At 67.8% G+C, this 21,334-nt stretch carries 21 protein-coding genes; 9 read left to right on the top strand and 12 right to left on the bottom strand.

The window, feature by feature from the left end:
• Window positions 1-31: 31 nt before the first annotated feature.
• From hpxZ to AC07O3_RS27380, 6 genes are all read right to left on the bottom strand, one after another.
• Window positions 32-412 carry an oxalurate catabolism protein HpxZ gene (gene hpxZ, locus AC07O3_RS27405; RefSeq protein WP_093175537.1) on the bottom strand — a complete coding sequence of 127 codons (381 nt, stop codon included), beginning with the start codon at window positions 410-412 and terminating at the stop codon, window positions 32-34.
• On the bottom strand, window positions 409-1,242 hold the full coding sequence (locus tag AC07O3_RS27400; RefSeq protein WP_093175540.1) for an ABC transporter ATP-binding protein: 834 nt from the start codon (window positions 1,240-1,242) through the stop codon (window positions 409-411). Before AC07O3_RS27400 ends, hpxZ begins: the two co-directional genes overlap by 4 nt.
• Window positions 1,239-2,066: an ABC transporter permease gene (locus AC07O3_RS27395; protein WP_489014929.1), complete on the bottom strand. Its 828-nt coding sequence runs from the start codon at window positions 2,064-2,066 to the stop codon at window positions 1,239-1,241. Before AC07O3_RS27395 ends, AC07O3_RS27400 begins: the two co-directional genes overlap by 4 nt.
• 5 nt (window positions 2,067-2,071) lie before the next feature.
• The gene (locus AC07O3_RS27390) at window positions 2,072-3,073 is read right to left on the bottom strand and encodes an ABC transporter substrate-binding protein (protein ID WP_495340786.1); all 1,002 of its coding nucleotides are present in this window, start codon (window positions 3,071-3,073) and stop codon (window positions 2,072-2,074) included.
• 12 nt (window positions 3,074-3,085) lie between these two features.
• On the bottom strand, window positions 3,086-4,819 hold the full coding sequence (gene atzF, locus AC07O3_RS27385; protein WP_495340897.1) for an allophanate hydrolase: 1,734 nt from the start codon (window positions 4,817-4,819) through the stop codon (window positions 3,086-3,088).
• Between the two features lie 202 nt (window positions 4,820-5,021).
• Window positions 5,022-5,876: a M48 family metallopeptidase gene (locus AC07O3_RS27380; RefSeq protein ID WP_495340785.1), complete on the bottom strand. Its 855-nt coding sequence runs from the start codon at window positions 5,874-5,876 to the stop codon at window positions 5,022-5,024.
• A 60-nt stretch (window positions 5,877-5,936) separates the two neighbouring features.
• On the opposite strand from AC07O3_RS27380, the gene AC07O3_RS27375 reads away from it, so the two are divergent.
• The 6 genes from AC07O3_RS27375 to AC07O3_RS27350 all read left to right on the top strand — a co-directional run bounded on the left by AC07O3_RS27375 (window position 5,937) and on the right by AC07O3_RS27350 (window position 12,908).
• Window positions 5,937-7,322 (top strand): AmpG family muropeptide MFS transporter, encoded by a 1,386-nt coding sequence (locus AC07O3_RS27375; protein WP_093076729.1) that lies wholly within the window; start codon window positions 5,937-5,939, stop codon window positions 7,320-7,322.
• Window positions 7,323-7,478: 156 nt separating this feature from the next.
• Window positions 7,479-8,681: a beta-ketoacyl-[acyl-carrier-protein] synthase family protein gene (locus AC07O3_RS27370; protein ID WP_495340784.1), complete on the top strand. Its 1,203-nt coding sequence runs from the start codon at window positions 7,479-7,481 to the stop codon at window positions 8,679-8,681.
• 5 nt (window positions 8,682-8,686) lie between these two features.
• On the top strand, window positions 8,687-9,529 hold the full coding sequence (locus AC07O3_RS27365) for a beta-ketoacyl synthase chain length factor (protein WP_495340783.1): 843 nt from the start codon (window positions 8,687-8,689) through the stop codon (window positions 9,527-9,529).
• A gap of 118 nt (window positions 9,530-9,647) precedes the next feature.
• Window positions 9,648-10,370, top strand: a complete 723-nt coding sequence (locus AC07O3_RS27360; protein ID WP_093053372.1) for a response regulator — start codon at window positions 9,648-9,650, stop codon at window positions 10,368-10,370.
• Between the two features lie 10 nt (window positions 10,371-10,380).
• Complete coding sequence (locus AC07O3_RS27355) at window positions 10,381-11,580, top strand: ATP-binding protein (RefSeq protein WP_093053369.1); 1,200 nt, start codon at window positions 10,381-10,383, stop codon at window positions 11,578-11,580.
• A gap of 71 nt (window positions 11,581-11,651) precedes the next feature.
• Window positions 11,652-12,908: an O-antigen ligase family protein gene (locus AC07O3_RS27350; protein ID WP_093076723.1), complete on the top strand. Its 1,257-nt coding sequence runs from the start codon at window positions 11,652-11,654 to the stop codon at window positions 12,906-12,908.
• Between the two features lie 33 nt (window positions 12,909-12,941).
• Here AC07O3_RS27350 and AC07O3_RS27345 read toward each other — a convergent pair whose 3' ends face one another.
• Together AC07O3_RS27345 and AC07O3_RS27340 are read right to left on the bottom strand one after the other, a co-directional pair.
• The gene (locus AC07O3_RS27345) at window positions 12,942-13,151 is read right to left on the bottom strand and encodes a zinc-finger domain-containing protein (protein WP_495340782.1); all 210 of its coding nucleotides are present in this window, start codon (window positions 13,149-13,151) and stop codon (window positions 12,942-12,944) included.
• 8 nt (window positions 13,152-13,159) lie between these two features.
• Window positions 13,160-14,113, bottom strand: coding sequence for a branched-chain amino acid transaminase (locus AC07O3_RS27340; protein ID WP_093053364.1), 954 nt, complete (start codon window positions 14,111-14,113; stop codon window positions 13,160-13,162).
• 142 nt (window positions 14,114-14,255) lie between these two features.
• On the opposite strand from AC07O3_RS27340, the gene AC07O3_RS27335 reads away from it, so the two are divergent.
• Entirely contained in the window at window positions 14,256-15,257 is a 1,002-nt protein-coding gene (locus tag AC07O3_RS27335) for a recombination-associated protein RdgC (protein ID WP_093053361.1), read from the top strand.
• Between the two features lie 12 nt (window positions 15,258-15,269).
• Here AC07O3_RS27335 and AC07O3_RS27330 read toward each other — a convergent pair whose 3' ends face one another.
• Both AC07O3_RS27330 and AC07O3_RS27325 read right to left on the bottom strand, forming a co-directional pair.
• Window positions 15,270-16,481 carry a M20 aminoacylase family protein gene (locus AC07O3_RS27330; protein ID WP_495340781.1) on the bottom strand — a complete coding sequence of 404 codons (1,212 nt, stop codon included), beginning with the start codon at window positions 16,479-16,481 and terminating at the stop codon, window positions 15,270-15,272.
• A gap of 33 nt (window positions 16,482-16,514) precedes the next feature.
• Window positions 16,515-17,834: an MFS transporter gene (locus AC07O3_RS27325; RefSeq protein ID WP_093053355.1), complete on the bottom strand. Its 1,320-nt coding sequence runs from the start codon at window positions 17,832-17,834 to the stop codon at window positions 16,515-16,517.
• A 191-nt stretch (window positions 17,835-18,025) separates the two neighbouring features.
• Here AC07O3_RS27325 and AC07O3_RS27320 point away from each other — a divergent pair, with 191 nt between their 5' ends.
• The gene (locus AC07O3_RS27320) at window positions 18,026-18,970 is read left to right on the top strand and encodes a LysR family transcriptional regulator (protein WP_426391100.1); all 945 of its coding nucleotides are present in this window, start codon (window positions 18,026-18,028) and stop codon (window positions 18,968-18,970) included.
• Here AC07O3_RS27320 and AC07O3_RS27315 read toward each other — a convergent pair whose 3' ends face one another.
• Window positions 18,971-19,408, bottom strand: a complete 438-nt coding sequence (locus AC07O3_RS27315; RefSeq protein WP_495340780.1) for a glycerate kinase — start codon at window positions 19,406-19,408, stop codon at window positions 18,971-18,973.
• Between the two features lie 151 nt (window positions 19,409-19,559).
• Here AC07O3_RS27315 and AC07O3_RS27310 point away from each other — a divergent pair, with 151 nt between their 5' ends.
• Complete coding sequence (locus tag AC07O3_RS27310; protein WP_495340779.1) at window positions 19,560-19,814, top strand: hypothetical protein; 255 nt, start codon at window positions 19,560-19,562, stop codon at window positions 19,812-19,814.
• A 49-nt stretch (window positions 19,815-19,863) separates the two neighbouring features.
• Here the strand turns inward: AC07O3_RS27310 and radA are convergent, their stop codons facing one another.
• Window positions 19,864-21,255, bottom strand: a complete 1,392-nt coding sequence (gene radA, locus AC07O3_RS27305) for a DNA repair protein RadA (protein WP_093053344.1) — start codon at window positions 21,253-21,255, stop codon at window positions 19,864-19,866.
• Window positions 21,256-21,334: the final 79 nt, after the last annotated feature.

The following is a 21,334-nucleotide window of genomic DNA, read 5'->3' as shown; positions in this document are numbered from 1 at the left end:
TTGAGGTGGGTGCAAAGAATGTGCCCGCGGGTCAGCCGAGCAGGCTCACGTGGGCGGCGACTACGCGCCAGCCATCGGCCGTGCGCAACCAGGTCTGGCTCTGGCGGCCGGTTTGGCGGCTGCCTTCGCGGCGGAACTCGACGTTGGCGGTCGCGAAGTCGCGGCCGTAGGTGGTGATGACGGTGCGCAGCAGTTCGCGCGGCGGGCTCTGCTGGGGCAGCGATGCGCGGAATGCGCTGATGTCGGCGTGGCCGTAGTGGTTCTCGGAGAAGCCGTAGCGCAGCGTGTGCGGGCTGTTCCAGAAGAGCTCGTCGAGCACCGCGCGGTCGTTGCCGACCAGCGCCGCCTCGTAGCGCGCGAACACTGCGCTCACTTCAGCGAGCACATCGGGGATGTTGATCTCAGGAGTCACCGGCGAACCTCCCGCTGGAAGATGTCGAGGCTGAGCTTCTTCATGGCGACGAAGCTCTCGGTGCTCAGCGTCTCGACGGTGCGCGGGCGTGCGTCGCCATAGCGCAGGATCTCTGCAACCTTGGTGGGCCGCTTGGTCAGCAGCAGCACTTCGTCGGCGAGGTACACCGCCTCTTCGAGGTCGTGCGACACCAGCAGCATGGTGGTGCCGGTCTGCATGAACACCTCCTGCAGCTTCTCGCGGATGAAGAGGGTCATCTCGAAGTCGAGCGCCGAGAAGGGCTCGTCGAGAAACAGCACCTCGGGGTTGGGCGCGAGCGCACGCATGATCGACGCGGTCTGCTGCTGGCCGCCCGAGAGTTCGTACGGAAAGCGCTTCAGGTCGAACTTCACGTCGAAGGACGCCACCAGTTCTTCCATGCGCCGGTCGACCTCGGCCTTGCTGCGCCCTTCGAGCTTCAGCGGATAGGCGATGTTGTCGATGGTGCGCATCCACGGGAACATCGCCTCGCGATAGTTCTGGAACACGTAGCCGATCTTGGTGTCCTTGCGCTGCTTGCCGTCGAACAGGATCTCGCCCGAATCGATGGGAATGAGCCCCGCGATCATGTTGATGAGCGTGGACTTGCCGCAGCCGTTCGGCCCGAACACCGAGACGATGGCGTGCTTGGGAATGTCGAGGTCGAAGTTCTCGTACAGCGGCCAGCCCGCGAAATACTTGGTGAGGCCGCGGATGGTGATGTGCGTGCCTGCCGGGCCGGGCTTGAAGGCCGGCCTGGGCACGTCGGCATACACCGGGCCGTTGAGGACGATGTCTTGCGTGACTTTCATCTTCCGCTCCAGTGCACGATGCGGCGTTCGGCGATGAGGAAGAGGATGTTCAGCGCATAGCCCAGCGCACCCGCCGCAAGAATCGCCGCGTACATGCTCTTCACGTTGAGCACCTGCTGCGCATCGATGATGCGGTGACCGAGCCCCGTGTCGGAGCCGATGAACATCTCGGCCACGATGACGATCACCAGCGCCATCGACACCGCGGAGCGCAGGCCGACGAAGCTTGGCTGCAGGCTTTCCCAGATCAGCACGTCCTTGAAGACCTGCCAGCGCGAGGCGCCCATGACGCGCGCCGCCATCACGCGCTGCTTGCGTGCGTTGATGACGCCGTAGGCGCTGTTGAACACCACGATGAGCAGCGCGCCGAAGGCCGCGATGGCCACCTTGTTGACGTCGCTCACGCCGAAGATCAGCAGGAACAGCGGAATGAGCGCGGACGACGGCGTGGAGCGGAAGAAGTCGATCAGGAACTCCACGCTGCGGTACGCCTTCTCGTTGCTGCCGAGCAGCACGCCCAGCGGCACGCCGATGGCCGCCGCGATGACGAAGGCCTGCACGGTGCGCCACACGGTCATGACGAAGTCGGTGAGCAGCGGGCCGCCGGCCAGGCCGGTGATGAGCGCGGCGATGGTGTCGGCGGGCGTGGGCAGCAATATCGGCTTGATGAAGCCGAGCCGCACCACCAGGTCCCACACGATGAACAGCACCACCGGGCCTATGAAGGGCAGCATGCGGTCGCGCAGCGGCGGCTTGGGCGCGGCAGTGGCCGTGCTGGCCGGCGGGGTCCACGGCGCGGCCGTGGTCGAGCTTGCGTCGGCCATGGTCGTCAGGCCTTGTAGAGGAGCGTGTCCACCACGACCTTCTTCTCGAAGATGCCTTTGTCGGTGAACAGGTCGTAGAACTTCTGGAAGTACGCGACGTCGCTGGGCTTGAACTCGTTGTAGAGCATGTACGACGCGAGCGGCACTTCCGCCGTGAGCTTGCCTTCGATGGCGGTGTAGCCCTTCATGAACTGGCGTGCCTCGTCGGGCTTGGTGCGCACCAGCTCCACGCCGCGCGCGTAGGCGGCGATGTACTTCTTCGCAACCTCGGGGTTCTTCTTGATGAACTCGGTGGTAAGGCTGGCTGCCCCGCCGTGCCAGGGCGCCATCGGGTCGCCGAGGATGTACTTGGCGACCACGCCGGCCTCGATGACGCGCGTGGTGCCGTTCATGCGGCCGACGGTGCCGGTGGGCTCCAGCGTGTAGCAGGCGTCGACCTGGCCCGCGACCAGTGCGGCCACGTGCTGGCCGATGGGCAATTCGCTCACGGTCGCGCCCTTGGCGCCCGCGCGCTCCAGCATGGTCTTGCACAGCGTGACGTTCTGGATGCCGGGGCCCGAGGCGACCTTCTTGCCGGCCAGTTCGGCCGTGGTCTTGATGGAGCTGTCCTTGGCGACGATGAATTCGTCGAGCACGTATTTGGCGTTGCTCGGGTTGGTGCAGAAGATCTTGAAGAGGCCCGGCTGCGCGATCTCGCCGATGGCGAGGTTGGCCGAGCCGGTGCCGTTGGCGCTGCCGTCGCAGCGGCCCGCGAGCATGCCTTCCATCACCTGCTGCGCGCCGGCGAACTTGAGCGGCTCGACGTCGAGGCCGGCTTCCTTGAAGTAGCCCTTGTCGACCGCCGCGAAGAACGGCAGGCCGGCGGCCACGGGCCAGAAGCCGATGCGCAGCTTGGCGGCGCCCTGCGCACGCACGATGGCGGGCGCGGCCAGCACGGCCAGGCCCGCGGCGCCGGCCTGCAGCAGCTGTCGGCGACGCGATGCGGGAGGTTTGTCTTGGGTGCTCATCGGAACTCCTGGTCAGTTGGAACTCGGGGTGGCGCGGCTCGCGACGTATGCGCGCCAACCGCCATGGAGGGTCACGTCCTGCGCACCGGCCAGCGCGTGGCCCTCGCAGATGAAGCCTTTCACCCAGCTGCCGTCAGCCAGCTCGACGCTGCCGAGGCCCAGGGGCGGCGGAATGAGGGCGAGAAAGCTCCCGACCTGCGCCAGGGGCACAGCCCACACTTCGAGCGCGATGGCAGCGCCTTCATTGCCTTCGACCACACGCTGCAGGCCGGGCTTGGGCGGCACGGTGCCCGGCAGCGCATGCAGGCGGTAGGAGGACGAAGTGGTGGTGGCGCGCAGCAGCGTCGCCCCACGCTCGGTGAGCTGGCTGTTGAGCGGCATGCCCGAGAGATGCGCGCCGACCACGGCGATGGGCAGCGTGCCGGCGTCCGGCGCGGCGAGGCCAGGAATGGCACGCGGCTCGGGCAACGGCACGCCGGTCGCGCCTTGCGCGAGCCCGGTGGCGTGGTGGTAGCGCTGGCCCAGGTCGGCCAGCGCGAGGTCGCTGCCGCAGGGGCCGATCAGCGTGATGCCGAAGGGCAGGCCGTCCGCGCGCAGGCTGCTGGGCACGGAGAGCGCGGCGTAGTCGAGCAGGTTGACGAAGTTGGTGTACGCGCCGAGGTTGCGGTTGAGCACCACCGGGTCGGCGCGCATCTGCTCGCGGGTGTAGTGCGTGGGCGCAGTGGGCACGAGCAGCACGTCGATGTCGCGCCACATCGGCTCGACCTGCTGCGCAATGGCGCGCAACCGCGTCTGGGCCTCGAACACGTCGGCGGCGCTGTAGTTGCGGCCACTCGCAAGGATGCCGCGCACGGGCTCGATCACGTCGTCGCCGTGCGCATCGAAGAACTCGCGCACCGCGGCGTAGCGTTCGGCGACCAGTGCGCTTTCATAGAGCAGCGCGGCTGCCTCGGCGAGCGGGGCGTAGGAAATGGTGACTGGCGAGCCACCCATGGCCAGCAGGCGCGCGGTCGCGTCGTTGAACGCCCGTTCGGCGGCGGTGTCGCCGGAGAAGCTCAGCTTGTCAGGTACGCCGAAGCGAAAGTGCGCAGGCAGCGGCTTGCGGCTCAGGGTCAGGTCGCGCGAGTACGGGTCGCGCGCGTCGTGGCCGACTGCGGCGAGCAGCACGTCGACCGCGGTGGCGACGGTGCGCGCGAAGATCGAGACGCAGTCGGCGCTCTGCGCGGCGGGCACCACGCCGAAGGTGCTCAGCAGGCCGCGCGAAGGCTTGAGTCCGACGATGTTGTTGAGCCCGGCAGGCACGCGGCCCGAGCCGGCGGTGTCGGTGCCCAGCGCGAAGTCGACCTCGCCGGCTGCCACCACGTAGGCCGAGCCAGAGCTGGAGCCGCCCGAAACGTATCGCGCGTCGAAGGCGTTTGGCACTTCGCCGTACGGCGAACGCGTGCCGTTCAGGCCGCAGGCGAACTGGTCGAGGTTGGTCTTGCCAGCCAGGGATGCACCGGCTTCGAGCAGGCGCTGCACCACGGCTGCGTGGACCGTGGGGAGGCGGTCGAAGGCCGGGCAGGCGGCCGTGGTGGGCACGCCGGCGACGTCGATGTTGTCCTTGACCGCGAAGCTCAGTCCGGCGAGCGGCAGGGCAAAGCCCAGGGCCTTGCCAGCCGCTGCGTCCGCCACGGGGGCCGCGAATTTCGCGATCCAGGCAGCGGCGGGCGATCCGCTTTCTCCGTTTTCTTCATGCACCATCATTAGGCATCCAAACATGTGTACAAGTTGAGATGCAAGCGGCGTGCCAGCGGAAACGCTGTGTGGCGCGGATCTGAAACGTGTCGGGGATTGGCCCCCTCCCCCTCGGGGAGAGGGTTGGGGTGAGGGCAGGTGCAGACGATGAGGCGCGGCTCTTATCTAGAGGCCGCCGCCCTCTCCCCAAGGGGAAAGAGCGTCATGCAGGTCAGCTCTTCTTCGCGTCGCGGTAGAGCTGCTCGACCTTCGGCAGGTTCGCTTCAAGCTTCGTGATGCGATCCGGCCCACTCGGGTGCGTCGAGAGAAAGTTCAGGCTGCCCTGGTTCTTCGACGCCGCGGCCATCTTCTTCCACAGCGACACCGAAGCCTTCGGGTCATAGCCCGCGCGCGCCGCGAGTTCGAGCCCCACGAGATCGGCCTCGGTCTCGTCGCTGCGGCTGAACTTGAGCGTGAGGAGTTGCGTGCCGGCGCGCGCCGCCAGGTCGCCCACCTGGCCCCAGCCGAGCAGTTGCGCACCGATGGAGAGCGCCGCGCCCGTGCCCGCGCTCTTGGCCATGCGGGCGCGCGCATGCTCGCGCAGCGCGTGGGCCATTTCGTGGCCCATGACCATCGCGACCTCGTCGTCGGTGAGCTTGAGCTGTTCGAGGATGCCGGTGAAGAAGGCGATCTTGCCGCCGGGCATGCAGAAGGCGTTGATCTGCTTGCTGCCGATCAGGTTGACCTCCCATTTCCAGTCGCGGGCGCGCGAGTTCCACGGCGTGGCGAAAGGAATGAGGCGCTTGGCGATGGCGCGCAGGCGCTGCAGTTGCGGGTTGCTGTCGCCCGCGAGCGCATTCTTGGCGCGCGCCTGTTCGAGCAACTGGCCGTATTGCTGCACGCCGGCAGCCTCGATCCTGTCGGCCGGTACGAGGTTGCGCGCCACCGAGGCGTTGCCGACATCGACCTGCGCCAGCGCCGGCGCACCGAGGGCCGCGCCGGCGGCGGCCAGAAGAAAAGCCCGCCGGGGATTCCACCCAGAAGCGGCAGAAATGGCGGAAACAGGGCGATCGCAGCGTGTGCACATAGGAGGCGGATCATAGGAACAAATGAAGACAAAGGCCCTGGCCGATGTCCCCCGCCACTCATGGACAATCCGGGGTTCATGTCCGCCTCGCCCGCAGAAACCCCCACCACCCCCTCACCGCCCTGGCGCGACGCGCTGAAGGTCTACCTGGAACCCGCCACCCTGCGCATGCTGGCGCTGGGTTTCTCCGCCGGGCTCCCACTGCTGCTGGTGCTCGGCACGCTGAGTTTCCGACTGCGCGAAGCGGGCATCGACCGCACCACCATCGGCTACCTGAGCTGGGTCGGCCTGGCCTACGGCTTCAAGTGGGTCTGGGCGCCGCTGGTCGACCGGCTGCCGCTGCCGCCGCTGACCACGCTGCTCGGGCGCCGGCGCGGCTGGCTGCTGCTGGCGCAGTGCGTGGTGATCGCCGGGCTGATCGGCATGGCGTTGAACGACCCCCGGCTGGGCCTCACGCCGCTGATCTGGTGCGCTCTGCTGGTGGCCTTCGGCTCGGCCACCCAAGACATCGCCCTCGACGCCTTCCGCATCGAATCGGCCGAAACGCGCAAGCAGGCCGCGCTGGCGGCCGCCTACCAGACCGGCTACCGGCTCGCGATGATCTGGGCTGGCGCGGGCGTGCTGTGGGTCGCGGCCTGGGCCGAGGTGGCACCGGCGGCCGCGGTCACGGGCGCGGCGGCCTACCAGAACGGGGCGTGGAAGACGGCTTACCTGGTGATGGCAGCCTCGATGGCGGTGGGCGTGATCACGGTGCTGCTGTCGCCCGAACCAGTGCCGCGCGTGCTGCCCAAGGCGAAGAATGCCGCCGAATGGCTGCAGAGCGTGCTGGTAGAGCCCTTCGCCGACTTCATCCGCCGCTACAAATGGCAGGCGGTGCTGATCCTTTCGCTGATCGCCATCTACCGCATCAGCGACGTGGTGATGGGCATCATGGCCAACCCCTTCTACGTGGACATGGGCTTCACCAAGGACGAGGTGGCCTCGGTCAGCAAGATCTACGGCGTGATCATGACGCTGGTGGGTGCCTTCGTCGGCGGCGTGCTGTCGATGCGTTTGGGCGTGATGCGGGTGCTGATGCTCGGCGCGGTGCTGAGCGCGGCCAGCAACCTGCTGTTTGCCTGGCTGGCCTCGCGCGGGCACGACCTGACGGCGCTGATCGCCGTGGTCTCGGCCGACAACCTGGCCGGCGGCATCGCCTCGGCGGCCTTCATCGCCTACCTGTCGAGCCTCACGAACATCAGTTATTCGGCCACGCAGTACGCCCTGTTCAGCTCGCTGATGCTGCTGCTGCCGAAGTTCATCGCCGGGTATTCGGGCGTCTTCGTCGACGCCTACGGCTACAGCACCTTCTTCGTCGCCACCGCGCTCTTGGGCGTGCCGGTGCTGGTGCTGGTGGCGCTGGCCTCGCGGATGACGGCCATCACAAGGCCCGCCGACCGTCAATAGGGCCTGGGCCCTATAGGAAACAGCCGACGCTGCGCGCGCCGCGCAACTGGTAGGCTGTGCCGGTATACATTCGTTTCTTTCATTCTCCTTTCCCCCTCGCGCCCTCTTCCTGCGCGCCCATCGTCCGCGAGCCTGCCAGCAAGCCCCTACAAGATCGTGCCGTCCCGAATTTCTCCTCTCCAAATCAGCGCCTACACGGCGACCTCCGCCGTGGGTGTCGGCAAGGACGTGCTGGCCGCCGCGCTCGCGCAGTCGCGCAGCGGACTGCGCGCCAATGACTTCGGCGACGCCCCTCTGCCCACCTGGATCGGCCGCGTCGACGGGCTCGAGGAGATCCGCCTGCCCGAATCGCTCGCCCATTGGGACTGCCGCAACAACCGGCTCGCCTGGCTGGGCCTGCATGCCGACGGCTTCATCGAGGCCGTGGCCGCTGCGCGCGAGAAGTACGGGGCCTCACGCATCGCGCTGATCCTGGGCACCTCGACCGCCAGCATCGGCGAGACCGAGCTGGCCTACACCCAGCTCGACGAACAGGGCATGTTCCCACCCAACCAGCGCCGCGCCGCAGTGCACACGCCGCACTCGCTGGCCATGTTCACGCAGCAGGTGCTGGGCATCAGCGGCCCGAGCGAGACCATTTCCACAGCCTGCTCGTCGAGCGCCAAGGTGTTCGCCTCGGCCGAGCGGCTGATCCGACTGGGCCTGGCCGACGCGGCCGTGGTCGGTGGGGCCGACACGCTCTGCGGCAGCGTGCTGTTCGGCTTCAACTCGCTCGAACTGGTGTCGAGCGAGCCGTGCCGGCCCTTCGACGCCACCCGCAAGGGCATCAGCCTCGGCGAGGCCGCGGGCTTCGCGCTGGTCGAGCGCGTGCAGACCGGCGCCGACGCCGCGCCGCTGCACCTGCTGGGCTACGGCGAGGCCAGCGACGCGCACCACATGTCGACGCCGCACCCCGAGGGCCTGGGCGCCGAACGCGCGCTCGACGAGGCTCTGGCGCGCGCCGGCCTCGCCCCCGAGGCCATCGACTACATCAACATGCACGGCACCGCGAGCCAGAAGAACGACGAGGTCGAGGGCGCGCTGGTGGCGCGCCGCTTCCCGGCGCGCACGCACGCCAGCTCGACCAAAGGCTTCATGGGTCACACGCTGGGCGCGGCGGGCATCGTCGAGGCCGTCATCAGCCTGCTGGCCATCGAGCGCGGCGTGATGCCGGGCACCGTCAACACCCACACGCTGGACGAAGGCTTCGGCCCGCAGATCAGGCTCGAACCGGCGCGCGGCGAGGTGCGCTATGCGCTGACCAATTCATTCGGCTTCGGCGGCAACAACTGTTCGCTGGTGTTCGGCAAGGCGGCATGAGCGACATGAACCAAGCCCCCACGCCCCCGACCCTCTACATCGAAGGCCCCGCCTTCTGGACGCCCACGCTGCCCGGCTGGGAGGCCGCGCGCGCCGCTTTCCGCGGCGAAGGCACGCTGGCCGACCCGCCCGCCAAGCGCCCGTCGCCACAGGTGCTGGCCCCGGCCGAGCGCCGCCGCGCGCCCGATACCGTGGCGCTGGCGCTCGAAGTGGCGGCCGCCGCCCTGGCCGGCTCGGGCCGCAACGCTGCCGACGTGCCCTGCGTGTTCACCTCGGCGCACGGCGACCTGTCGATCAACGACTACATGTGCAGCACGCTCGCAGGCGACCCGAAGATGCTGTCGCCCACCAAGTTCCACAACTCGGTGCACAACGCGGCCGTGGGCTACTGGACCATCGGCACCGGCTGCATGGCGGCCAGCAACGCCGTGTCTGCCTACGAGCACAGCTTTGCCTCGGGCCTGCTCGAAGCTGCGGTGCAATGCGCCTGCGACCAGGAGCCGGTGCTGCTGGTGGGCTACGACGCGCCCACGGTGGGTGCGCTGACCTCCGTCACCGACAGCCGCGGCCTGCTGGCGCTGGCGCTGGTGATCGCCAGCGAACCGACCGAACGGACCGTGGCGGCACTGGAATGGTCGCTGGCCGGCAGCGAGCCCAACGACAACGCCACTCCGCCGCGCTCGGAGGCCGCGAAGTCACTCGCCGAAATCAACCCCATGGCGCAGGCGTTGCCGCTGTTCGAATCGCTGGCGCACATCGACAATGGCAACGGTTCGGCCCCCATCGACCTGCCGCTGTCTCCCACGCTGTCGCTGCGGCTGCAGCTGAGGCCGCACAGCCGGGGCTGAGTACCGTGCCCCCTGCCCCCGGCGCTATGCTTTTCGCAGCATCGCCGGTTGACAGGGATATTCGAGGTTTACCCAACTTTACGGAGCGTTCAAGCCTGCTTGCTCCCTGTGGACGACCATGAAGCGCATGAGCACCCCCCAACTCCTGATGATCGAAGACGACGCCCGCCTGGCGCAGATGGTGGGCGAATACCTGACGCAGTCGGGCTTCGCGTTCAACCATGCCGGCGACGGCGCCGCCGGGCTCGAGCAGCTGCAGCAGCACGCGCCCGACCTGGTGATCCTCGACCTGATGCTGCCCGACACCGACGGGCTCGAAGTCTGCCGCCGCATCCGCGCGCTGCCCGGCCCGCTGTCGAAGGTGTCGGTGCTGATGCTGACGGCCAAGGGCGACCCGATGGACCGCATCATCGGCCTCGAAATCGGCGCCGACGACTACCTGCCCAAGCCCTTCGAGCCGCGCGAGCTGCTGGCGCGCATCCGCGCCGTGCTGCGCCGCCGCAGCGAGAACGCCACCGAGGCAGAAGCCTCCACGGTGATGCGCTTCGGCACGCTGGAAATCGACCGCAATGCACGCACCGTGTCTGTGGCCGGAGCGCTGGCCGACCTGACCTCCTACCAGTTCGACCTGCTGGTGGCGATGGCCGAGCGCGCGGGCCGCGTGCTCACGCGCGACCAGATCATGGAGGCCGTGCGCGGCCGCGAACTCGAAGCCTTCGACCGTTCCATCGACGTGCACATGGGCCGCATCCGCGCGGCCATAGAAGTCGACGCGAAGAACCCCAAGCGCATCCTCACGGTGCGCGGCGTGGGCTACGTGTTCGCGAAACAGCAAGACTGAGCGGCTGCCGATGCTGCGCAGCCTCTACTCACGCCACCTCTACGTCCGCATCTGGCTCGCGGTGGTGGGCGGTGTCGTCATCCTCACGCTGATGGCCAACTGGATCGTGCGCGAAGCGGCGGAGGCCGAGCGCGAGCGCCTGGCGCCGGTGCCGCGCAACGTGGTCGTGCTGGACGCACAGGACAAGCCGATCGGCGCGGGCACCGCCCTGCGCGTACCGGGCCAGGGCCTGGAGTTCGACGTGACGCTTAGCGACGGCAAGGCCATCACGCTGCGCGTGGCGCCACGCGAGCGACCCACCGGCTCCGGCGGCTTCGCGCCGTGGCGCACGCCCTTCGGGCTGGGCTGGATGATCGCGTTGGTGGGCGTGGCGGTGGCATTGGGCGTGTACCCGATCGTGCGGCGCATCACGCAGCGGCTGGAATCGCTGCAGCGCGGCGTGCAGCGATGGGGCGAGGGCGATCTCTCGGTGCGGGTGACCGAAGAAGGGCAGGACGAAGTGGCTGATCTTTCAAAACGATTCAACGCGTCGGCAGAACGCATCGAGCAACTGGTGCGTTCGCACAAATCGCTGCTGGCCAACGCCTCGCACGAGCTGCGTTCGCCGCTCACACGCATCCGCATGGGCCTGGAGCTGATGGGCGAGCGCCCGAGCCCGGCCGCTCGCGAGGAAATTTCGCGCAACATCGGCGAGCTCGACCAGCTCATCGACGAAATCCTGCTGGCCAGCCGGCTCGACGCCAGCGAGGCAGACATGGGCACCATCGAGGCCGTGGACCTGACCGGCCTGGCGGCCGAAGAGTGCTCGCAGGTAAATGCCGAGCTCGACCTGGCCGAAGGCACCGACAACGCCACGCTCACCGTGCCGGGCGTGTCGCGCCTGCTGCGCCGCGCGATCCGCAACCTGCTGGAAAACGCCCGCCGATACGGCGCCGGCGAAATCGCGGTGGAGCTGGGCAGCGCCAACGGCTATGCCACCGTGCGCGTCAACGACCGCGGCCCCGGCGTGCCCACGGCCCTGCGCGAACGCATCTTCGAGCCCTTCTACCGCCTGCCGGGCGCCAGCGAGCGCAACGGCGGCGTGGGCCTGGGGCTGGCGCTGGTGAAGTCGATCGCCGAACGGCACGGCGGCACAGTGCGCTGCGAAGACCGCCCGGGCGGCGGCGCCAGCTTCGTGATCCGGTTGCCGGCCGTAGCGCGCGGGCACTGACCGCACCACCCTCGCCCGCACGGGGCCGTGGTCAGGTTGGCTCCCAGATGCCAACCTAAAATCCCGCCCCTATGCAGAGATCGCACATCGTTCGGCCCGCGGCCATGTTCTGGGGGCTGGTGGTGTTCATGCCGGTCGGCGTCACCTACCTTTCGGCCATCTTGCTGCTGCTCACCATGCTGGTGGCCGGCGGCTTGCGCGAGCGCTACGCGCGGCTGCGCGCCAACCCGCTGTGGTGGCCGGTGGTGGCCTACCTGGCCTGGACCTTCCTCGTGCTGGCCTTCGGGCGGCACTACCCCGAAACCGGCTCCAACCTGTTCCACGGGGTGCGCATCGGCCTCACGATATTGATGGCGATGGCACTCACGCGCGAAGAAGCGATATGGGCGCTGCGCGGCTTCCTGCTGGTCGCGGCGCTGAATATCCTGCTGATCGTGGCCTACTACGCCGTCGGCTTTCCGGTCTGGTCGCCGCTGCGCGCGGTGGTCATGGAGGTGGGCAACAAGTCGATCAGCAACGCCCTGCTGTTCAGCGTGGTGGCCTCCACCGCCGCCGTGTGGGGCATTGCGCAGATCGCCGCGCACAAGCCGCTGCGTGCCATTCCGGCCTTCGTGCTGCTGCTCGGGCTGGGCGTGGTGGTGGCGCTGCCGCTGACTTCGCGTACCTCGGTGCTCGCGTTGCTGCTGGTGATTCCGGTGGTGTGCATCCACCAGTGGCGCAACCATCTGAAGATGCTGGTGAGCGCACTGGTGCTGGGGGCCGTGGTGCTGGGTGCCGGGCTGTACCAGTTGCCGCAGCTCCAGCACAAGGTCGAGACCGGCGTGCAGGAAATCGAAGAGGCGCAGGCCGGCGCCATCTTCAAGGGCAGCTGGGTGATCCGCTACTACATGTACAAGGACACGGGTCTCATGATCGCCGACCGGCCGCTCACCGGCTGGGGCATCGGCGGCTGGACCGAGCAGTGGCACAAGCGCGGCCCGGCGCTGTTCGCCGACTCGAACATGCCGCACAACGACTTCCTGTGGGTCGGCGCGCAGGGCGGGCTGCCGGCCTTGCTGAGCCTGCTGGTCATCATGGTCGCCGCCGTCTGGCAGGCGTGGAAACGGCCCGACATGGCGGGCCGTTATGCGCTGGCAGCTACGTTGATCGCGCTGATCGCGTCGAGCGTGAATTCGGCCATGCGCGACGCGCAGATCGGCCTGGCACTGCTGTTCATCGCGATGGTCTACCTGCGGCTGGCGCAGGAGAAGCAAGACCCGGATCCGTGGCGCGACCTGCTGCCGTCGCGTTGGCGCAAGAAAGAAACCGCCCCCCAGGCTGCTGCCTGAACTGCAGTAAAGGGGCGGTTGCGGCTGCTCGGCTCAGTGCCGCGCCGACACCGTCTCGCCGGCCTTCAGCCGGTACACCGTGCCGCAATACGGGCACTTGGCCTCGCCGGTGCGCGCCACGTCGAGGTACACCTTCGGGTGGCTGCTCCAGAGCTTCATGTCGGCCTTGGGGCTGGGGCAGAACACGCCGCCCTGATGGTTGAGCTCCTTAGCCAGGAGTTCGACGACTGCATTGGTGGACATGGGTTCTCTCAGACTTTCGTGAGCCAGTGGGCGTACTTGGGGTTCTTGCCGTTCACGATGTCGAAGAAGGCAGACTGGATTTTCTCGGTGATCGGGCCACGGGCACCGCCGTCGCCGCGGTTGCCGATCTCGACGCGGTCGAGTTCGCGGATAGGCGTCACTTCAGCAGCGGTGCCGGTGAAGAAGGCCTCGTCGGCGATGTAGACCTCGTCGCGCGTGATGCGCTTTTGCACCAGTTCCAGGCCCAGGTCCTTGCACACGTGCAGGATGGTGTTGCGCGTGATGCCGTTGAGCGCGCCGGCCGAAAGGTCGGGCGTGTACACCACGCCGCCCTTGACCACGAAGATGTTCTCGCCCGCGCCTTCCGACACGAAGCCGCTCGCGTCGAGCAGCAGCGCCTCGTCGTAGCCGTCGTCCAGCGCTTCCATGTTGGCCAGGATCGAGTTGGTGTAGTTGCTCACCGTCTTGGCCTGCGTCATCGTGATGTTGACGTGGTGGCGGGTGTAGCTCGAGGTTTTCACGCGGATGCCGCGCTTCATGCCCTCTTCGCCCAGGTAGGCGCCCCAGGACCAGGCCGCGACCATGGCGTGGATCTTGTTGCCCTTGGGGCTCACGCCGAGCTTTTCGGAGCCGATCCAGATCAGCGGACGCAGGTAGCAGCTTTCGAGCTTGTTCTCGCGCACCACCTGTTTCTGGGCCTCGTTGAGCTGTTCGGGCGTGAACGGGATCTTCATGCGCAGGATCTTGGCGCTGTTGAACAGGCGCTCGGTGTGCTCTGCCAGGCGGAAGATCGACGTGCCGCCGTCCGCCGTCTTGTAGGCGCGCACGCCCTCGAAGGCGCCGCAACCGTAGTGCAGCGTGTGGCTCAGCACGTGGATCTTGGCGTCGCGCCAGTCCACGAGTTCGCCGTCCATCCAGATCTTGCCGTCACGGTCGTCCAGCGAGGGGGGGATCGAGCTCATTTCCTGATTCCTTTGTTTGGGAAGCGGTGTGGGGGTGGGGTGCGACGGGGGGAAGTCGCAAAAGCTTTCGATTTTACGGCCGGGGCCGGAACGGGGTGCCCGACAATGGCCGGTTGTGCAAACCAGTGGAAAAAGGGTTTCCGTGTCCGTATTCAAGAACGTCATCGTCTATCGCATCGAACCTGCCTGGTCCCAAACACTGGCCGAGGCGGAAGAAGGGCTCGGCAAGCAGCGCTTCGAGCCTTGCGGCCCCTCGCAGGAAAAGTCCGCCGGCTGGGTCGAGCCCCGCGGCGAAGCCAACGGCCCGTTGGTCGAATCCATCGACGGCCAGTGGCTGGTCGAATACATGATCGAGAGCAAGACCGTGCCCGGCTCCGTGGTGCGCCGCAAGCTCGACGAGCGCTGCGCGCAGATTGAAGCCACCACCGGCCGCAAGCCCGGCAAGAAGGAAAAGAAGGAGCTCAAGGAAGACATCACCCTGGAGCTGCTGCCCATGGCCTTCACGCGCAGTGCGCGCGTGGCGGTGTGGATCGACAAGGCCGAGAACCGCCTCGTGATCAACAGCGGCAACGCCGCACGCGCCGATGAAGTGGTCACCAGCCTCGTGAAGTCGCTCGACGGCTTTGCCGTGGCCCTCATCAACACGCAGATCGAGCCCGCAGCCGCCATGGCCAACTGGCTGCTGACGCAGGAGCCGCCGGCCGGCTTCACCATCGACCGCGAATGCGAGCTCAAGGCCTCCGACGACTCCAAGGCCGTGGTGCGCTACGCCAAGCACCCGCTGGACATCGACGAGGTGAAGCAGCACATCACCGACGGCAAGCGCCCGACGCGGCTCGCGCTGACGTGGGACGACCGCGTGTCCTTCGAGCTGACGCACGGCATGCTGATCCGCAAGATCACCTTCCTCGAAGGCACGGGCGACGGCGCCGCGGGCGGCAAGAAGGAAGACAACTTCGACGCAGACGTGGCGATTGCCACGGGCGAACTGGGCCAGCTGGTGCCGGCGCTGCTCGATGCTCTGGGCGGCGAGGCGGCGTTCTCGGCGGCATTGCCCGACGAAGCGCAGAAACCGGCTGTGGCAGCCGCACCCACGACGACCGTGCCTGCCGATGCGCCCGAGGAAGAAGACGCGCCGTTCTAAGGCCGCTATGGCTCAGGCGACCAGGTAGGTCTGCGCCAGCCGCACCCAGCATGCGGCTCCAAGCGGCAGCACCTGGTCGTTGAAGTCATACCCGGGGTTGTGCACCATGCAGCCCCCGAACTCGCCCTCCCCGTTGCCGAGCAGCAGATAGCAGCCCGGCAACGCATTGAGCATCCACGCGAAGTCCTCGCTGCCCGCGAAGCCCCGGGGCACTTTCGTGATGACGTTCTCCTCGCCCACCAGCTCGGTGCAGACCTTTGCCATCAGCTGCGTCTCGGCCGCGGTGTTGACCACCGGCGGCACCAGCTGGCGGTAGTCGATCTCGGCCTCCACGCCGTGCGCCTGCGCGGTGAGGCTCACGATCTCGCGGATGCGCTGCTCGACCAGCGCGCGCGTCTCGGGCAGTGCCGCGCGCACGTTCAGGCCCAGCGACACCGACTGCGGAATCACGTTGTGCGTGGCGCCGCCGCGAATGAAGCCGACCGACACCACCGCCGTGTCGTCAGGCGCCACGTTGCGCGCCACCACGGTCTGCAGCGCCGTCACCACCGCCGCAGCTGCCGCGACGGGATCGCGCGCGCGGTGCGGCATGGCACCGTGTCCACCCACGCCCTTGATCGTGACGTCGGCCACGTCGGACGACAGCGTGACCGGGCCTTCGACCGCCAGCACGGTGCCCACCGGCACGCCCGGCGCGTTGTGCAGCGCGTACACCGCATCGCAGGGGAAGCGCTCGAACAGGCCGTCCGCGATCATCGCGCGCGCGCCGCAGAGGTTTTCTTCATCGGGCTGGAAGATCAGGTTCAGCGTGCCGTCGAAGTTGCGCGTCGTCGCCAGCGCCTTGGCCGCGGCCAGCAGAATCGCCGTGTGGCCGTCGTGCCCGCAGGCATGCATGCGGCCGGGGTTGCGGCTGGCATACGGCAGGCCGGTGGCCTCGGTGATGGGCAGTGCGTCCATGTCGGCGCGGATGCCGAGGCGGCGCGTGCCGCTGCCGAGCTTGAGCTGCGCCACGATGCCGGTCTTGCCGATGCCGGTGTGCACCTCATAACCCCAGCTGCGTAGCAGGTTGGCAACGAGTTCGCTGGTGGCGCTCACCTCGAAGCCGAGCTCCGGGTTGGCGTGGATCTGGCGGCGGATGTCGACGAAAGCCTGTGTGTCGACGTCGGCCTGGGGGAGCAGGCGCGACAGGAGCTTCGTGGTCTGGGGGCTGAGTTCGCGGGTCATGTGAAAGGGTTCGCTCTCGGTGAAGTTCTTCGATCAATCGGCCTTGCGTTCACGCAGGCTCAGCAGCGCGCACAGGCTCAGCACGCCGCAGACCATCATGTAGAAGGCCGGCGACATCGGGTTGTCCGTCTTCGCGAGCAGCCAGGTGACGATGAACTGCGAGGAGCCGCCGAACACCGTCACGCCCACGCTGTAAATCACCGAGATGCCGCTGGCGCGCACGCCGGCAGGCAGCATCTCGAGCAGCATCAGGAACATCGGCGTGGTGCCGATGTTCACGCTCGCGGTCAGCAGCGCCGACAACGCCAGCACCAGCGGCACGCTCGGGTAATGGCTGATGATCCAGAACACCGGGTAGACGGCGACAACGCTGAACAGCAGCGAGCCGATCACCAGCGGCTTGCGGTTCGGCAGCCTGTCGGCCAGCCGCCCCGCCACCAGCGACACCACGAACAGCGTGATGCCCGTGACGCAGCCCGACAGCAGCGACAGCGACGGCGGCATGTGCAGCACGCGGATCATGTAGGTGGGCATGAAGAACACCACGAGGTACATCGTCGCCGTGCCCGCCGTGGTGGCGAGGATGCCCTTGAGCACCAGGCCGCCGTGGTTGCGCATCAGCCGCCCGATGGGGCTGGACTCGTGGCTTTCGGCAACGTGCGTTTCCTCCAGTTGCGAGCGGATGTACAGCCCCACCGGCGCGATCAGCAGGCCGAGCAGGAACGGCAGGCGCCAGCCCCAGCTTTCGAGCGACGCCTGCGGCAATGCGGCGTACAGCGCGGCGCCCGTGAGCGCGCCCAGCAGCGCAGACACGCCCTGGCTCGCGAGCTGCCAGCTCACGCGGAAGCCCCGTCCCTTGATGCCTCCGGCCTCCATCAGCATCGAGGTGGCCGCACCCACCTCGCCGCCCAGCGAGAAGCCCTGCAGCAGCCGGCCCGCGACGATCATCAGCGAGCCGAACACGCCGGCCGACGCATAGCTGGGCGCGAACGCGATGCACAGCGTGCCGAGCACCATGAGGCCGATGGTCAGCGTCATCGCGGCCTTGCGGCCCTTGCGGTCGGCGTAGTTGCCGATGATCACGCCGCCCAGCGGCCGCATCACGAAGCCGATGCCGAAGGTGGCCACGGCCAGCAGCAGCGAGCCGTACGGGCTGTCGGAGGGGAAGAACAGCTTGCCGATCAGCAGCGCGAAGAAGCTGTAGACGGTGAAGTCGTACATCTCCAGCGCATTGCCCAGCGAGCAGGCGGCGATCAGGCGGAACTGGCTCTGCCTTCCCTTGCCTTGCACGGCGGTAGCGGCGGCTGGTGAAGGGCCCCGGATCGGGCTTGCGGGCAATGCGGCTTCGCTCATCTAATGTCACTCCACGAACAGGTTGCGGGGGGCCGGATCGGCCTCTGGCGGCGGAGTATTCAGGCAAAGCGCTGCGGCAAAGAATCACATATTTTCATGCTGATAACCAAACGGCATCCCCGTCATAAACAGGCACCGGAAGCCATCGGGACAACCCTCAGGACGCCTTTTTTCGGGAGATCGGCACCACGATGAAGCTGCAACAGTTGCGCGTTCTGCTGGCGGTGGCACAGCACGGCAGCATCCATGAGGCGTCGCGCAGCCTGCACACCACGCAGCCCGCGCTGTCGAAGACCATTTCGGAACTGGAGCGCGAACTCGGCGTGACGCTGATGTCGCGTTCCACGCGCGGCGTGAGTCTCACCCCCTACGGCGTGGCGCTGGTCAAGCGCGCGAGCCTTGTCGAGCAGGAACTGCGGCATGCGCTCGAAGACATCGAAGCGATCCGCGGGCACGACGAGGCGCAGCTCAACATCGGCTTTACCGCGGTGGCATCGAGCGGGCCGCTGCCCGATGCGATGGCTTCGTTTCGCCAGCGCTTTCCCAATGTGGCGATGCGCGGCTTCGAGCTGCGGCCGCAGCAGATCTTCGAAGGCCTGCGCGAGGGGCGGCTCGACCTGGGATTGGTTTCCACCTGCAACGGGCCGGGCACCAGCGCCCTCCAGTGGGAGCCGCTTTTCTCAGTGGCGATGCATTTATCGGTACGTGCCGGCCATCCGCTGCGGCGCGTGCGCAAGCTGCAGCCGCTGCTCGACGCCGACTGGCTGGTGCTCGACCCCGTCGACGACGCCGGCAGCCCGCTGGTGAGCACGATGCGCCTGCACGGCCTGGAGATGCCCAGGCGCATGGTGCACAGCGCCTCGAACCTGCTGGGCCTGCAGTTGGCCACGCAGACCGACCTGATCAGCATGTGGTCGGATTTCGTCTTCCACGGCGCGGGGCCGCTGCGGCTGCAGCCCGGCCTGCTGGAAAGGCTGTCGATCACCGATGCGCTGCCGGACTTCGACGTGTTCCTGGTCTACCGCTCGGCCGACCTCATGACGCACGTGTGCACCGAATTCGTGAAGGAGGCGCGCCACCATGCGAAAGCGAATCCGCCTTGGCGGCAGCCAAGGCGCAAGGCGGGCGCGGGCTGATCAGGCCGCGGGGGTCTGCGTGCTGTCGCCTTCGGGCGCCGTTTCGGGCCGCGTCATCGTCCAGCTCTGCAGCTTGCCGCCGTTGAACACGGTATCGACATACGAGCCGCCGCTATCGGTCCAGCGGTAGTGCTCGGGCTGCTCGTCCTTGGGCGAGCGCAGCTCGCCGAGGGCGCGCGTCATCGCGATCACGTGCATCAGCGTCACGCCCGGCTTGAGCTTGGCATTGAGCATCACGGCGCTGGCCACATAGCCCACCGGCCGTTCGGCCGCGCGCTTGAGCACTTGCATCGCGCGGTTGAAGTGCAGCAGCAAGAACATCACGATCGCGCCGCCGGCCAGGGCAACACCGCCCCAACCGCCGCTGCGCCAGGCCAGCCCCAGGAGAAGGATGGCGCCCACGGGCACCAGAAGTTTCTTGAAATCCATGGCGCGCATTGTCGCCGCCCCGGGGCAGGCGCCGAAGTAGCGGCCCTGACTACCCCTGGGCGCGCTGGACGGTACTCACCCCGAAAAGCGCATGGCACGCGAGCGCCACGCGGCACATTTCGCTTCACGGGCACAGCAAGCCCGGGCCACCGAAAAGCGTATGACCATCCCGCGTTCCGTCACCTTCGTTCGTCTCACCCTCGTCGGCACGGCGATCAGCAGCATGGACGGCCGCGAACAGTTTCAGGGAGAGGCAACCCGGGTCGCAGGCTCGCAAGGCACCGGCATGGCGAACGCCACAGGCAGCCGCGGCGGCGACCCGGGATGCCAGTACACGATGAACCCGGCCACGTTGGGCAGCGGCCAATGCGTACCCAGCAGCGGACCGGCGTTCACGACACACATCGGGGGATAGGGAGGGTAGCCCGGCGCGTCACAGGCGCGCCGGGCATTTTTTCCGATGGTCAATCGAGGCGGCGGACCACGTCCATCGCCTCTTCGATGCGTTCGACGGCGTGGATCGTCAAACCTTCGATCTCTTTCGTGCCCTTGCGCGGCGCATTCGCCTTGGGCACCACGGCCACGCTGAAACCCAGCTTGGCCGCTTCGCGCAAACGCTCCTGCCCCCGCGGCGCGGGTCGCACCTCGCCGGCCAGCCCCACTTCGCCGAAAGCGATGAAGCCCTTGGGCAGCGGCTTGCCGCGCAGGCTCGACGTAATGGCGAGCATCACGGCCAGGTCGGCCGCAGGTTCGCTGATGCGCACGCCGCCCACCGCATTGACGAACACGTCCTGGTCCATGCAGGCCACACCCGCGTGGCGGTGCAGCACGGCCAGCAGCATGGCGAGGCGGTCGCGGTCCAGGCCCACCGACAGGCGACGCGGGCTGGGCCCGCCGTTGTCGACCAGCGCCTGGATCTCCACCAGCATCGGCCGCGTGCCTTCGAGCGTGACGAGCACCACGCTGCCGGGCACCGGCTCGGGGTGCTGGCTCAGGAAGATCGCGCTCGGATTGGTCACGCCCTTCAGGCCGCGCTCGGTCATGGCGAACACGCCGATCTCGTTGACCGCACCGAAGCGGTTCTTGATGGCGCGCACGAGGCGAAAGCTCGAATGCGTGTCGCCCTCGAAGTACAGCACCGTGTCGACCATGTGTTCGAGCACGCGCGGGCCCGCGAGAGCGCCCTCCTTCGTCACATGCCCCACCAGCACCACGGCCGTGCCGCTGGTCTTGGCAAAGCGCGTGAGGTGCGCCGCGCATTCACGCACCTGTGCCACCGAGCCCGGGGCCGAGGTGAGCTGGTCGGAATACACCGTCTGGATCGAGTCGATCACCGCGATGGCCGGGCGCGTGGCGTCGAGCGTGGCGATGATTTTCTCGAGCTGGATCTCGGCCAGCACCTGCACCTGCGAGTGATCGAGGCCGAGCCGCCTGGAGCGCAGCGCCACCTGCGAGCCGCTTTCCTCACCCGTCACGTACAGCGCGTTCTGCCCCGCCCGCTGCAACGCATCGACCGCCTGCAGCAGCAGCGTCGACTTGCCGATGCCCGGGTCGCCGCCGATCAGCGTGACGCCGCCCGAGACGATGCCGCCGCCCAGCACGCGATCGAGCTCGTCGATGCCGGTGGGCGTGCGCGCGATGTCGGTCGCCTCGATTTCGGAAAGGGTCGCGAGCTCCGACGCGCCCGCGAGTGACGCGAACTGCGTGCCGAAACGGTTGTTGGCTGGCCCGTTGCCCGCGCCCGCGACCTGCTCGATGAGTGTGTTCCAGGCGCCGCAGCTCGGGCATTTGCCGAGCCACTTGGGGCTGGTGCCGCCGCATTCGCTGCAGACGAAAGTTGTTTTGTCCTTGGCCATCCTTTGAGTTTAGGTGTCCGCACAAACCCTGATGGCCGCCGCCTTGAAAGATTCGGCCAATCATTTAACATGTTAAGTA

Source organism: Variovorax sp. GW821-FHT09D05, assembly GCF_059416325.1.
This window is presented reverse-complemented; position numbering and strand designations above follow the sequence as displayed.